Genomic DNA, 12,516 nt, shown 5'->3' with positions numbered 1-12,516 from the left:
GCATCGCCACGCCTACTCTTCGTCCATCGCGTCACCAATCCGGTCGCGTTCACTCTCGAGGAGATACCATGGCAACCTATCCCGTTCATACGCTCACATCCGCACCCGAGCAATCGAAGCCCGTCCTGAAGCAATTGAACGAGGTGTTCGGCATGATTCCGAACATCGCAGGCGCGATGGCTGCGTCGCCGGTGCTGATCAACGGATTCATCGGGCTGTTTCAACGCGTGCATGGCGGCAGTCTGACGGAGCAGCAAATCCAGACGCTGCTGCTGACCAACGCCGTCACGAACGAATGCGAGTGGGCCGTCGCGTTTCACTCTGCGCTCGCGCTGAAGCAGGACGTTCAGCGTGCCGACGTCGATGCGATCCGGCGCGGCAAGCTGCCCGGCGATGCAAAGCTCGCAGCGATGTCGTTGCTGGCGCGCACGTTGATCGAGAAACGCGGCCGCATTTCGGCAGCAGACCAGCAGCGTTTTCTCGACGCGGGGTTCAACGCCGAGCAGGTACTCGAGGTCATCGGTGTGGTCGCCGCATCGACGATCACGAACTATGCAGGCAGCGTGACCCAACCGCCGCTCGAATCGATGTTCGCAGAGTTCGCGTGGCAGGCTCCCGCGTAACGAAGTCACGCGAAGGCACGCGCGAAACACCAGGAGAAAGCCAGATGAACGCCGCACCGTCCCAACAGAAATCTCCAGCCCACGAACTCGGCGAGCTGCTGCGTTACTGGCGGGACGTGCGCGGCGTGAGTCAGCTTGCGCTGTCACTCGACGCAGGCGTCTCGCAACGTCAGATCAGTTTTATCGAAAGCGGACGCAGCGTGCCGGGGCGGCAGACGATCCTCGACATCGCGCAAACGCTCGACGTCCCGCTGCGCGAGCGCAATGCGCTGCTACTCGCTGCGGGTTACGCGCCGCTCTATCCGGACGCGCCGTGGAATGCGCAGGAAATGCAGGGCGTCGTCCGCGCGCTCGAACGCGTGATACGCCAGCACGAGCCCTTTCCGGCGATCGTGCTGGACCGTCACTGGAACGTGCTGATGACGAACGACGCAGCGCCACGCTTTTTCAACTGCTTCATCGATATGGCCGCCCGCACGGGGCCACGCAACATGCTGCATCTGGTCTTCGATCCGCAGGGCTTGCGCCCGTTCGTCGCCGATTGGGACAGCGTGTCGCGCAGCCTGCTGCAACGTGTGTATCGCGAATCGGTGGGCCGGGTGATCGATGCGGGGACGGGTCGTCTGCTCGACGAACTGCTGGCCTACCCCGACGTGCCGCGCGACTGGAAATCGCGCGGCACGTCGTCCTCCAGCGCACCGACGATGCCGGTGGTTCCGCTCGGCTTCGTCAAGGACGGCATCGTGCTCAACTACTTCTCGATGGTGACGAGCGTCGGCACGCCGGAAACGATCGCCGCGCAGGAGTTGCGCATCGAATGCATGTTTCCTGCCGACGATGCGACCGAGGCGCGGCATCTGCAACTGCTTGCCGATCGGGCCACCGCGAAGTAGACAAGCGGTTATCGCGCAGAACTAACGACGATCCCAACGGCCATCGCCGTACCCCCCCGTCAACTGCTCCGACGACCCCGAGCTGTTCGAATAGCCGTCGATACGCGACTTGCGGCCCGACGACGACCCATGCATCTCGTTGAACTCATCCAGTTTCGCCTGCAATTTACCCTTCAGTTTCCCGAACATACTTGTCTTCCCGGACGTCCCGCTGCTGGACGGCTGCGGCTGTGACTGCGCAACGGGCTTGCCCGGCCTGGGTGCGGTATGCGTCGGCCGGCTACTGTGATTCGACGTCGTGCTGGCCAGCGAACTGGTACTGCTGTGGGCAGATTGATTGAGCGAGAGCCTGGAATAGTACGAGCTCTGGCTCGACGCGCTGCTGGCCACCGACGTCGTACTGCCGTGTTGAGACTGCTGATAAAACGACGACTGAGGCCGCGAACTCGCATACGTGTTCGTCGACGCAGGGCTGGCAGGCCGCTCCCAGCGCGGCGGCGGCGGTTGATACGCAGGCGGTCGCTGCTGCGCCTGCGACGGATGGGACATCGCATTTGCCGGGCGTTGCGGCATCGATTGGTACTCGGGCATGCTCGGCATCTGCAGATGCCCTCCAGACGTCGACCCAGAGGGATAGGGCAGCGTCTGCGGCTTCGGTGGCAACGACGGCGGCCGGTTGTTCAAGGCCGGTCCATTGCCCGGCATCGGCCGACCAAACTGGGCGGCCAGTTCCTGCCGCAATTCCAGCGGCTTTTCCGGTACGGGCGGAGGCGCCATGTTCGGCAGCGATGCACTGCGCCTGGGCGAACCCTGGCTCTGCCACCCCGGCGGCTTCGGCGGCACAGGGGGCGCCCCTGCAAACACGCCGGAACGCTGCAATGCAGGCGACGATCGGGAAGCATTGCGACCGCCTTCGGTTTGCGGCGCGTGCTCGGGCAAATGGCCGATGCCGGAATTGCCCGGCGAAAAACTATTGATACGAGACATGCGCGGATCCTTTGGTTGCAGACTGATTACTCCAGACGATCCGATCGTAGTCCTATCGTTGGCGCGGCTTTACGTCGACACGAAGGCGCGTCGGTAAACCCGAAGAGGTACATAACAGTAAACCTGGGCAACCTGACGATAGTTTTCCGTCGCTCTCCTGACGATGAACGGAGCGGATCGAGATCGTCATCAGAAACAAAGCGCACCTCAAACCTTTCATAGGGATAACCCTATCCCCACACCCACAACAGTGCCTTTTCGAATATCGTCAATTTACGATATATGATTCGTCCTGAAGCGATGCAGACATCCGGGCCTCCGGCTACGGATCTGCTCCGCAGTTCATGGGCCCGAGATCCGGCAATGACGAAGATCGACATCGACGCGATTCACAAGGCGCTCGCCAATCCGATGCGCCGCGAGATTCTTGCGTGGTTGCGCGAACCGTTGACGCACTTCCCCGATCAGGAATTTCCGCACGTACACGGCGTATGCGCGGGTCAGATCGACGCGCGTTGCGGTCTGTCGCAGTCCACCGTGTCGGCGCATCTGGCCGCGTTGCAGCGCGCCGAACTGGTCACGTCGAAACGCGTCGGCCAGTGGGTGTTTTTCAAGCGCAACGAGCCGGTCATCGCAGCCTTTCTCGAACACATGAACTCGGATCTTTGACCCGGGTGCCGCGAATCAACGAGCGGCGCTCTTCCCTTACGTTGTTTTGTTGTTTTGATAGCGGCGGACCACCGGTTCGCCAGCATGGGTGAATAGCTATGCCGACACTTTTCGATCCTCTCAAGATTGGCGACCTCACGTTGCCGAACCGCGTCATCATGGCGCCGCTCACGCGTCAACGCGCCGGCGAAGAACGCGTGCCGAACGCATTGATGGCGCGCTACTACGCCGAACGCGCATCGGCGGGTCTGATCATCAGCGAAGCGACGTCCGTGACGCCGCAAGGCGTCGGTTACGCCGAAACGCCGGGCATCTGGTCGCAGGAGCAGGTCGAAGGCTGGAAGCTCGTCACGGAAGCCGTGCATGCCGAAGGCGGCTTGATCTTCCTGCAGCTGTGGCACGTGGGCCGCATCTCCGACCCGCTGTTCCTGAACGGCGAACTGCCGGTCGCACCGAGCGCAATCGCCGCGCACGGCCACGTCAGTCTTGTACGTCCGCAGCGTGAATACGTAACGCCGCGCGCACTCGATCTGTCGGAAATCCCCGGCATCGTCGCGGCGTACCGCAAGGGCGCGGAAAACGCGAAGGCAGCAGGCTTCGACGGCGTCGAAGTGCACGGCGCAAACGGCTATCTGCTCGACCAGTTCCTGCAGGACAGCACGAACCATCGCACAGACGAATACGGCGGTTCGATCGAAAACCGCGCACGTCTGCTGCTCGAAGTCACCGATGCGAGCATCGATGTGTGGGGCGCGGACCGTGTCGGCGTGCATCTGGCACCGCGTCGCGATTCGCACTCGATGGGCGATTCCACTCCGGCTGAAACCTTCGGTTATGTTGCTCGCGAACTCGGCAAGCGCAAGATCGCGTTCATCGCGGCACGCGAACACGTCGCCGACGATCGTCTCGGCCCGTTGCTGAAGCAGGCCTTCGGCGGCCCGTACATCGTGAACGAAAAGTTCACGAAGGAAAGCGCGCAACGCGTGCTCGACGCAGGCGAAGCCGATGCGGTCGCATGGGGCCAGCTGTTCATCGCGAACCCGGATCTGCCGCGACGCTTCGAACTCGATGCGCCGCTGAACGAGCCGAATCCTTCGACGTACTATGCGCGTGGCGAAACGGGCTACGTCGATTACCCGGCGCTCGAAACGACGGACTGATCGAAGGCTGTCTTGCTGTAGCGAACGCGGCGGGCGTCAACGGACAATGTTCCGGTGGCGCCCCCGCGTTTTTGTTTGCACGACTGCCCCGGTGAGCCGCATCGCCCGACGTAGTACACGACCTCTCGACGCCCGCCCGCAATGCCGACTACACTGCGCTCACCACCCCGTCATCCCCCACTGCGGAACCCCTTATGCATCTGCTGAATCTCGTGCTGCACTTCGACCGCAATCTCGGCAGCCTGATCGCGCAATACGGCACGGCCGTGTACGCGATGCTGTTCGCGGTCGTGTTCGTCGAGATCGGCCTGCTGCCACTGTTTTTCCTGCCCGGCGATCCGCTGATCTTCATCTGCGGCGCGTTTGCCGCGACCGGCGCGCTGAACGTATGGATCGTCACGCCGGTGCTGTTTGTGGCGACGGTCGCGGGCAGCATCGTTTGCTATGGAATCGGACGCGCGATCGGCGAAACCGTTTATACGTCGCAGTCCCGCTGGCTCGACCGCAATGCGCTGCGGCGTGCCCATACGTTTTATGAAGCACGCGGTGGACTCACGTTTCTCGCATCGCCGTTTATCGCGGTCGTGCGCACGTTCGCGCCGTTCGTCGCCGGCGTATCGCGGATGACGTTCGCGCGTTTCGTGTCGTACGTCAGCGCCGGCGCGGCACTGTGGATCGGCTCGCTGGTCGCGGCCGGCTATCTGTTTGGCAACGTGCCGCTGGTGCGCGATCATATGAGCTCGATCGTACTGCTGGGCGTGGCACTCGGCGTCGGTTCGCTGGTGGTCAGCGCGTTGTGGCGTGCGGTGCGGCGTACCAGCCGGCCGCGCGCATAACGCAGTCTCGTAACCCACGCAATTTCGTTCGAACACGGAGGCATTCATGGCGTTATCCGGTCTGCTGGTATTCGCACTCGCGCTGATCGTCGCGGCCGGTTCACCGGGGCCGAGCATCGCGGCGCTCGTCGCGCGCGTGCTGACGAACGGTCTGCGCGACGTACTGCCGTTCCTCGCCGCGATGTGGCTCGGCGAAGCACTGTGGCTGACGTGCGCGGTCGCGGGTCTCGCGGTGATCGCACACACGTTCGCGATGGTATTCATCGTCGTGAAGTTCGCGGGTGTCGCGTACCTGCTGTTTCTCGCGTGGAAGATGTGGTTCGCGCCGGCCGACGTCCATGAAAATTCGCTGCCGAGCGGTCAGTCGCCGTGGCGCATGTTCGTCGCCGGTTTGATGGTGACGCTCGGAAATCCAAAAATTATGGTTTTTTATCTCGCACTGCTGCCGACGATCATCGATCTGTCGCGTGTCGGCACGGTCGCGTGGATCGAGCTGACGCTGACGATGCTCGCGGTGCTGATGTTCGTCGATTTCGCTTGGGCGACGCTCGCGTCGCGCGCCCGTACGCTGTTGACGAGCCGTCGCGCGGTGAAGATCGCCAACCGGACCAGCGCGACGATGATGGCCGGCGCAGCGGCTGCGATCGCGACGCGCTGAGTTCAGGCCACCGCGGCCGTCCGCTTCGAACGCGCCGCCGCATACGCATCGACCGCGCACAACACCGCACCCTGCAGCGCCGCGCCATGCTCGAACGCCGCGGGCACAACTTCAGGCGGATACGGCACCGCGCGCGCGAGCATCGCTTCGATGCCCGTGAGAATGCGTGGCACTCGCGCCATCCCGCCGCCCACCGCGATCCGCGAAGGATCGAACATCAGCGCAACGTTCGCGATCTGCACTGCAAGCACGCGCAATGCGTCGTCGATCAATGCAGCCACGCGTGCATCGTCGTCGGCGATCACGAACGCTTCGCGTGCACTCACGGGACGTCCGAGCAACGCGCTCGTACGCGCCGACAGCGCACTGCCGGACACGAACTCCTCGAGCGGCGAACCGCCTTCGGCGAACGGCGTTTCGTCCGGGACGCCACGCAGCTGATAACCGATTTCACCGGCCGCGCCATGAGCGCCGCGCAGCACCTTGCCGTCGATCACCGCAGCCGCTGCGAGCCCCGTCCCGAGATTCAGATACAACGCGCACTCGACGCCCTTCAGCGCACCGCATCGCGCCTCTGCGAGCGCGGCGGCCTTCACGTCGGTTTCGACGGCGATATCGACATCACCGAATCCATCGCGCAGCGTGCGCACCAACGGCAACGTGTCCCACCCCGGATTGTTCGGCGCGAGCTTGATGCCGTCCGCCTCGACGATGCCGGGCGTGACGAACGCGACCGTGCGTAGCGTGCCTCCATGCCGCGCGGCCGTTTGTGCGATCAGCGCGTGCGCCGCATCGAACATCCGCGACATCACGCGTGCGGCGCCCTGTTGCGCATGCGTCGGCAGTTCGGTTTCGATGAGCCGCGTCCCCTGCCCGGTCGCGGTGGCTAGCGCGATCTTCGTGCCGCCGATGTCGACTGCAAGCACGAAGTCCGCGCCGCTTTCCACACTGGCCTGCACCCCGCTCCCTGCCGCTTCGCCCACGATCCCACTTTCGTCGTTGTCGTTGTATCGCATGCCTGTCTTATCCGCTCACTGCATCGTTCAAAGTGTTCGCGTTCACTGCCCGCGCGCCGCCGCATCGTCCTGCTCCTGGCGCTCGACAAACACTTCGCGCACTTCCTTCGGACCGAACGGCCAGACCCGTGCCACCCGCGCCCAGACCAGGAACGCGATCACCCCAACGACGATCCATCCAGTAGACAACCATTGCGACTGCCGGTCGGTTGCGTAGTACACGTACAGCCAGCCGACCAGCGCGATAAGACTCGGCACCGGATAGAGCCACTGCCGGTAAGGCCGGCGCAGCTCCGGCTGACGACGACGCAGCACGGTCAGCGCGGCGATCTGCGCAACCGACTGCAACAGTACCGACACCGCGACGAGCATGTTGATCACTGTCGTCAGATCGAAGAAGCTGCCGGCGGCGGTAATCACGCCCATCACCAGCAGCGCGACGTGCGGGAAGTTGTGCTTCGGGTGCAGCTTGCCGAATGCCGACAGGAACACGCCGTCGCGGGCCGCGTGAAACGGCACGCGCGAGCCGCCGAGCAGCCCCGCGAACACCGACGCGAACGCCGCAATCAAAATCAGGATCGTCACGATCGCTGCGGCCGTATGCCCCCAGTTACGCGACACCACGAGCGAAGCCACCGAGCTCGACTTCGCCACGTCCTGCCACGGCACCGTGCCGATCACGCCGACGTTCATCGCGAGGTAGAACACCATCATCGCGATGATCGACACGATGATCGAACGCGGCATCACGCGGCCCGGGTTCTTCAGTTCGTCGCCCATGTACGCGGTCGTGTTGTAGCCCGCGTAGTCGTAGATCGCGATGATCAGACCCGCGCCGAGTCCCGTCATGAACTTGCCGATATCGCCTGCGCCCTGCGGCAGCGACATCGCGAGATTCAGATGGAAATCGGAGTACGCAGCAGCCGTCGTGAGGCCGACGGCCAGCACCATGATGATCCACAGCACGGCGCTCAGCGAACGGATCGACTCGATGCGCCGGTACAGCGCGAACACGACGAGCGCGGTGACGACGAGGCCGATCGCATGACTTTGCCACGGCAGCAGGTTCGGCAGGAAGAAGCCGAGGTACTGGACGAAACCGATGATCCCCGTGCTCATGATCAGCGGGATCGACAGCATCGCGGTCCAGATGAAGAGGAACGGCATCAGGCGTCCGGTGCGGTACTGGAACGCTTCGCGCACGTACAGGTACGTGCCGCCCGCGCCCGGCATCGCGGCACCGAGTTCGGCCCACACGAGACCGTCGGCCATCGCGAGCAACGCGCCCACGATCCAGCCGACCACCGCAAGCGGGCCGTTCATCACCGCGACGATCGCGGGAATCGTGATGAACGGTCCGATCCCGCAGATCTGGATCATGTTCACCGCGATCGCCGGGAACAGTCCGACCGAACGCTGGAAATGCGGTGTCTGTGATGTATCGGCCGGCGCGGATGCGGCGGCGTTCGCGGAACGGCCGTCGGTCCAGGTCGAGGGGGAATCGCTCATCGGTTGTCTCCATGCGGCAGCGCCGCGCTTGTCGTCGAAAGAAGCTGCTGTGCCTGCGTGCTTCGTCGCTTTGTTTTTTTCCGGGTGATGCAGACCATCTGCCGACCACCGCATGCTTCTCGAGGTCGATGGCCGGATGATAGGAAAGTTTCTTTACGAATGCAAATGCGCCAAAATTCCCCCCAGCGCACAGAGGCTTGCTCCGATCCGACCCGGTTGTTAGCATCGCGCGTCATCCCGTACGACCCGCTACGAATCCACCATGAATCTGCCCAGCCGCAAGCGCACCCGACCAAAGCCCCCCGTCACGCGAGGGCCCGCCTTCGTCCGCCAGGGCAACGAATGGGCGATCTACCAGCATCTGCTGGACCTTGCGCCCGCGTCGAGTCCGCAGCTTGCGGAGACGATCGGGTTGTCGAAGGTCACGATCTCGGCGGCGTTGAACAACCTGGAGCGGCTCGGTCTCGTCGAGCAGAGCGGCGTGCGCGCGGGCAACGCGGGACGCGCACCGCGCCTCTACGCGCCGCGTGCGGACGCCGGCTTCGTCGTCGCGATTGACGTCGGGGCCGAATGGATTCGCGGCGCGCTCGCGGACCTGACCGGCCGTGTGGTCGCGCGCCTCGACAAGCGGACGCCCGCGCGCGTCGCGCGGCTCGTCGCACAGATTGTCGAACTGGTCGCGACGATGCTCGGCGAGCGCGGCATCAAAAGCGACGACGTGCTCGCGACGGTGCTCGGATCGCCCGGCGTGTTCGATGCGGAGAAAGGTCGTCTGAGGCTCGCGGCGAATCTGCCGGGCTGGGAACGGACGGATCTGATCTCGTCGCTGCGCGACGCGCTCGGCTCGGACATCGTGATCGAGAACGACATCAACCTCGCCGCGCTTGGCGAGCAGAAGCACGGTATCGGCCGTGGCGTCGACAATTTCGTGCTGATGTCGGTCGGCACCGGCATCGGTCTCGGCATCGTCACCGACGGCAAGCTGCATCGCGGCGCACAGGGATTCGCCGGCGAAATCGCGATGCTGCCGCCCGCTCCTTCCGGCGCGGACACGCCCGGCGTGGACACGCTACCGGCGACCCGCCATCGAGGACTCTTCGAAGCGCAGGCCGCGGCGAAAGCGATCGTCACGCACGCGAACCGGCTCGGCCTGCATGCGGCCAGCGCGGAGGATGTGTTCGCAGCCGCGCATGCGGGCGACCGCCGCGCGCTCGAATGCGTCGCTGACGAAGCACAACACCTTGCATGGGCACTCGCGTCGATCGTGCCGATTCTCGACCCGACCCTCGTCGTCCTCGCAGGCGGGATCGGCCGCAACGGCGCGCTGCTGCTGCCGAGGATTCGCGACTATCTGGCCGAGCGTCTGCTGATGCCGGTGCCCGACTTCGCGATCTCGACGACAGGCACCGATGGCGTGCTGCTCGGCGCGATCGAACATGGGCTCGATCATGCGCGGCTGCGTGCGTTCGAACGGCTGGGTTACTGAGGACCCTTATCGTCCGGCGTACGCGTCTGGTACGACGCGAGCAACGCCTGCCACCACTCCGCGTGACGCAGCAGGAAAACGCGATCGGGAAAATGATGGCGCGCGACATGTTCCTGCGGCACGGAATCCCAGCCGCGATGCTCGACCGTCACGCGCGTTTCGTCGCCGATCGCTTCGAAACGCACTTCGACGTGCGTCAGTTGATCCGCAGCAAAACTCGCCTGACGCCATTCGAATGCGAGCCGTTCGCCCGGCTCCCATGCGGTGATGCGACCGATCTCGAACACGCTGCCGTCGCGTTGCGTTTCGATCAGACACCCTTCGCGACGCGACGCGTCATACTCGAACGACAGCACACCTGCAGCTTGCGGTGTGAACTGGAACAATTCGTTCGGCCGCCACCACGCACCGATCTCCTGCGTGAAAACGTCGAACGCGTGCTGCGGCGAAACCGCGACGCGCAACGACACTAGCACGCGCGAACTCACGAGCGACGCTCCACGTGTGCCTTGAACGCCAGCAGTTGAGTCGACCAGAGCTGTTCCATCTGTTCGAGCCATGCGCGCAGTTCGCTCATCGGCGCGGACCGCAGCATGTAGACGCGCACGCGCGCATCGAAACCGTCATGTCCATTGCCATCGCGAGACTCCTCGATCAGTTCGCTCGCGCGCAGCACCCGCAGATGACGACTCATCGCCTGCGGACTCAGCCCCGTCGCCTGCGCAAGTTCGCCCGCGCGCATCGGTCGCGCGCACAGCAGATCGACGACCTGCCGGCGATTCGGATCGGCAAGCGCGGCCAGCGTCCGGTTGAGCGAATCGGGATCGAGATCGAGATCGGGCGCAGCCGGTTTGCGTGGAGCGGATTTGATCGCAGCGGCACGTCCCATGCGCTACACCCACCCGTCGATTTTCAGGCCGCTCGCCTGCTCCATTTCCTCGCGCGACACCTGCCGTACCGTCTGACCGAAACTCCATACGTGCCCCTCGGGATCGCGCGCCGCGTAGACGCGATCGCCGTAGAACTGGTCCGCCGGTTCGCGCGTGATGACCGCACCGGCCGCGCGTGCCCGCGCGCAATGGCCATCGAGATCGGCTTGCAACTGCACGTGGACCGTCTGCGTGTTCTTGCCGTTCAGTCCAGCGGGGCTCACCATGTCCGCAGTGTATTCGCTGCCGATCATCAGCAGGCCGTCGCCGAATTTCATCTCGGAGTGCTCGACGCGCCCTTCGCTGTTGGTGACCACCATTGAGCGCTCGAAGCCGAATGCTTTCTCGAGCCAGTCGAGCGCGGCGAGCGGATCGCGGTAGAACAGCGCGGCGGTTAGCGTGGGACGGCGGAACGGGTCGGACATGACTGCCTCCTTTCTCTTTGATTAACCATCGAGTTGATATTTAACATCGTAGTTAAACAAATCGAAAAGTGCAAGGATAGCGGCAGCAATCGGGTTCGCCCCGTCGGACCGTGCCCACATCGGAGAGACTAACGCGCCGAGAACACCGAGATTCCCCCGTTAGGAAATCCTGCCGCGCCGGCTTGAAACGGCACATACACCTGCTCGAGCGTGCTGTCGATCGCAACCGAATGCGCCCCCGTGCCTACCGGAATCTTAAAGAGCAGTTGCCGCGAAGCGCCATCGATCACGCCCATCTGCGGACTGAACCCCGACGCTGCAGCGATACCGGTCGTGACGTAATGCCGGGCCGGCAAGAAATAGCGATTGGAAACCGGATCGTAGTCGACTTGATCCACGCCGCCAAACGGCAGGCTGGCTTGAATCGCTCCGCTTGTCCGATCGAGGATCAGCGTGATGAGCGGGTCGCCGGCCGGCGGATCGCATCCGATGAGCACGTCATTATTCGGGCCGAGCACGATCCCCGCCGGTGCGCACTTCCCTAGTGGAAACGCCTTGCTCACCGAAGGACTGCCCGCTACCGCAGAGCTCGCGGTGATGACATCGAGTTCGCCATCGGGATTCGCAGCGGTCCCGTCGTTGTTGATCAGAAAGCTCTTCGACGCATGGTCGTAGGTGCACGCTTCGAGCCCGGACGAGCCGTTGAACGGAAGCTTTGCGACCGGCTGCTGCGTCAGCGTGGAAATCAACGTGACGAACGGCGGCGTGTCGCCGGGGCTGGCGAACATCACCAGATGATCGTCGGGATCGTAGCAACCCTCATCGACGCGCGACCCGGAATTGCTGATGACGATCGTGTTGACCGTCTTCTGCGCAGCGGTATCGATCACTTTAACGGAGTCGACATCGCCGACGTAGATCGTATTCGTGCCGGTGACGCCGACGATTCCATCGGGACCGGACTCGTCCGTCGTCGCGCCTGCACCGATGAACGGTCCCGGGATTTGCGCGGTCAGCGTGTTCGATTTAGTGTCCACGACATCGACCGCCTTGTTGTTGCGGTCGGCGAGAAAGTACTTGCCGGCCTCCACATAGCTGATGTCGAAACTGAATGGCGGGCTCGATGCATTGGGGACGGCGATGTTCGTCAGCAGCTTTGGCGGTGTCGGTCCGCTGACGTTGTCTCCTCCTCCGCAGCCGGCCATTGCAGCCGCTGCGAGCAGCATCAAGGTCATTGCACGCTTGTCCATCAAGTTGTCTCCTTTCCGTTTATTGGCCTGACCGTCGACTCATGAACAACGACGATCGACGCGAGATTCCTTAAG

14 protein-coding genes are annotated in these 12,516 nt (G+C 63.7%); 7 read left to right on the top strand and 7 right to left on the bottom strand.

All coding sequences use genetic code 11. The annotated features are described in order from the left end of the window. Nucleotides 1–68 precede the first annotated feature (68 nt). The gene (locus tag E1748_RS10820) at nt 69–623 is read left to right on the top strand and encodes a carboxymuconolactone decarboxylase family protein (RefSeq protein ID WP_133647077.1); all 555 of its coding nucleotides are present in this window, start codon (nt 69–71) and stop codon (nt 621–623) included. Nucleotides 624–667: 44 nt separating this feature from the next. Further along, nucleotides 668–1,516, top strand: a complete 849-nt coding sequence (locus tag E1748_RS10815; RefSeq protein ID WP_133647076.1) for a helix-turn-helix domain-containing protein — start codon at nt 668–670, stop codon at nt 1,514–1,516. Nucleotides 1,517–1,537: 21 nt separating this feature from the next. On the opposite strand, the gene E1748_RS10810 is transcribed toward E1748_RS10815, so the two are convergent. Next, complete coding sequence (locus tag E1748_RS10810) at nt 1,538–2,503, bottom strand: hypothetical protein (protein WP_133647075.1); 966 nt, start codon at nt 2,501–2,503, stop codon at nt 1,538–1,540. 363 nt (nt 2,504–2,866) lie between these two features. Between E1748_RS10810 and E1748_RS10805 the strand changes: the two genes are divergently transcribed. The 4 genes from E1748_RS10805 (at nt 2,867) to E1748_RS10790 (ending at nt 5,826) form a co-directional block, all read left to right on the top strand. After that, the gene (locus tag E1748_RS10805) at nt 2,867–3,172 is read left to right on the top strand and encodes an ArsR/SmtB family transcription factor (protein ID WP_133647074.1); all 306 of its coding nucleotides are present in this window, start codon (nt 2,867–2,869) and stop codon (nt 3,170–3,172) included. A gap of 98 nt (nt 3,173–3,270) precedes the next feature. Then, nucleotides 3,271–4,332 carry an alkene reductase gene (locus E1748_RS10800; protein WP_133647073.1) on the top strand — a complete coding sequence of 354 codons (1,062 nt, stop codon included), beginning with the start codon at nt 3,271–3,273 and terminating at the stop codon, nt 4,330–4,332. Between the two features lie 194 nt (nt 4,333–4,526). Beyond that, nucleotides 4,527–5,168, top strand: a complete 642-nt coding sequence (locus E1748_RS10795) for a VTT domain-containing protein (RefSeq protein WP_133647072.1) — start codon at nt 4,527–4,529, stop codon at nt 5,166–5,168. 46 nt (nt 5,169–5,214) lie between these two features. Continuing rightward, nucleotides 5,215–5,826 (top strand): LysE family translocator, encoded by a 612-nt coding sequence (locus E1748_RS10790; protein WP_133647071.1) that lies wholly within the window; start codon nt 5,215–5,217, stop codon nt 5,824–5,826. A 2-nt stretch (nt 5,827–5,828) separates the two neighbouring features. On the opposite strand, the gene E1748_RS10785 is transcribed toward E1748_RS10790, so the two are convergent. Together E1748_RS10785 and E1748_RS10780 are read right to left on the bottom strand one after the other, a co-directional pair. Then, on the bottom strand, nt 5,829–6,842 hold the full coding sequence (locus E1748_RS10785) for an ROK family protein (protein ID WP_133647070.1): 1,014 nt from the start codon (nt 6,840–6,842) through the stop codon (nt 5,829–5,831). Between the two features lie 42 nt (nt 6,843–6,884). Next, nucleotides 6,885–8,351, bottom strand: coding sequence for an APC family permease (locus E1748_RS10780; protein ID WP_133647069.1), 1,467 nt, complete (start codon nt 8,349–8,351; stop codon nt 6,885–6,887). 262 nt (nt 8,352–8,613) lie between these two features. Between E1748_RS10780 and E1748_RS10775 the strand changes: the two genes are divergently transcribed. Further along, a complete protein-coding gene (locus E1748_RS10775) occupies nt 8,614–9,837 on the top strand; it encodes an ROK family transcriptional regulator (RefSeq protein WP_133647068.1) in 1,224 nt (407 codons plus the stop codon). On the opposite strand, the gene E1748_RS10770 is transcribed toward E1748_RS10775, so the two are convergent. The 4 genes from E1748_RS10770 to E1748_RS10755 form a co-directional block, all read right to left on the bottom strand. Continuing rightward, complete coding sequence (locus E1748_RS10770) at nt 9,831–10,325, bottom strand: SRPBCC domain-containing protein (protein ID WP_133647067.1); 495 nt, start codon at nt 10,323–10,325, stop codon at nt 9,831–9,833. The two genes, E1748_RS10775 and E1748_RS10770, sit on opposite strands and share 7 nt — an antisense overlap. After that, nucleotides 10,322–10,726 (bottom strand): ArsR/SmtB family transcription factor, encoded by a 405-nt coding sequence (locus E1748_RS10765; RefSeq protein WP_133647066.1) that lies wholly within the window; start codon nt 10,724–10,726, stop codon nt 10,322–10,324. Before E1748_RS10765 ends, E1748_RS10770 begins: the two co-directional genes overlap by 4 nt. Nucleotides 10,727–10,729: 3 nt before the next feature. Beyond that, nucleotides 10,730–11,191: a VOC family protein gene (locus tag E1748_RS10760; protein ID WP_133647065.1), complete on the bottom strand. Its 462-nt coding sequence runs from the start codon at nt 11,189–11,191 to the stop codon at nt 10,730–10,732. A 128-nt stretch (nt 11,192–11,319) separates the two neighbouring features. Continuing rightward, nucleotides 11,320–12,441: a YncE family protein gene (locus E1748_RS10755; RefSeq protein WP_133647064.1), complete on the bottom strand. Its 1,122-nt coding sequence runs from the start codon at nt 12,439–12,441 to the stop codon at nt 11,320–11,322. Nucleotides 12,442–12,516 lie beyond the last annotated feature (75 nt).

It is taken from the genome of Paraburkholderia flava (genome assembly GCF_004359985.1).
Lineage (GTDB): Bacteria > Pseudomonadota > Gammaproteobacteria > Burkholderiales > Burkholderiaceae > Paraburkholderia > Paraburkholderia flava.
The sequence above is the reverse complement of the archived record's forward strand: the minus strand, read 5'-3'. Positions and strand labels throughout refer to the sequence as shown.

Coding starts and splice junctions, on each gene's coding strand:
- E1748_RS10815 (WP_133647076.1), top strand. CDS start 668: ATGAACGCCGCACCGTCCCAACAGAAATCTCCAGCCCACGAACTCGGC.
- E1748_RS10795 (WP_133647072.1), top strand. CDS start 4,527: ATGCATCTGCTGAATCTCGTGCTGCACTTCGACCGCAATCTCGGCAGC.
- E1748_RS10810 (WP_133647075.1), bottom strand. CDS start 2,503: ATGTCTCGTATCAATAGTTTTTCGCCGGGCAATTCCGGCATCGGCCAT.
- E1748_RS10780 (WP_133647069.1), bottom strand. CDS start 8,351: ATGAGCGATTCCCCCTCGACCTGGACCGACGGCCGTTCCGCGAACGCC.
- E1748_RS10805 (WP_133647074.1), top strand. CDS start 2,867: ATGACGAAGATCGACATCGACGCGATTCACAAGGCGCTCGCCAATCCG.
- E1748_RS10790 (WP_133647071.1), top strand. CDS start 5,215: ATGGCGTTATCCGGTCTGCTGGTATTCGCACTCGCGCTGATCGTCGCG.
- E1748_RS10775 (WP_133647068.1), top strand. CDS start 8,614: ATGAATCTGCCCAGCCGCAAGCGCACCCGACCAAAGCCCCCCGTCACG.
- E1748_RS10760 (WP_133647065.1), bottom strand. CDS start 11,191: ATGTCCGACCCGTTCCGCCGTCCCACGCTAACCGCCGCGCTGTTCTAC.
- E1748_RS10755 (WP_133647064.1), bottom strand. CDS start 12,441: ATGGACAAGCGTGCAATGACCTTGATGCTGCTCGCAGCGGCTGCAATG.
- E1748_RS10820 (WP_133647077.1), top strand. CDS start 69: ATGGCAACCTATCCCGTTCATACGCTCACATCCGCACCCGAGCAATCG.
- E1748_RS10800 (WP_133647073.1), top strand. CDS start 3,271: ATGCCGACACTTTTCGATCCTCTCAAGATTGGCGACCTCACGTTGCCG.
- E1748_RS10785 (WP_133647070.1), bottom strand. CDS start 6,842: ATGCGATACAACGACAACGACGAAAGTGGGATCGTGGGCGAAGCGGCA.
- E1748_RS10765 (WP_133647066.1), bottom strand. CDS start 10,726: ATGGGACGTGCCGCTGCGATCAAATCCGCTCCACGCAAACCGGCTGCG.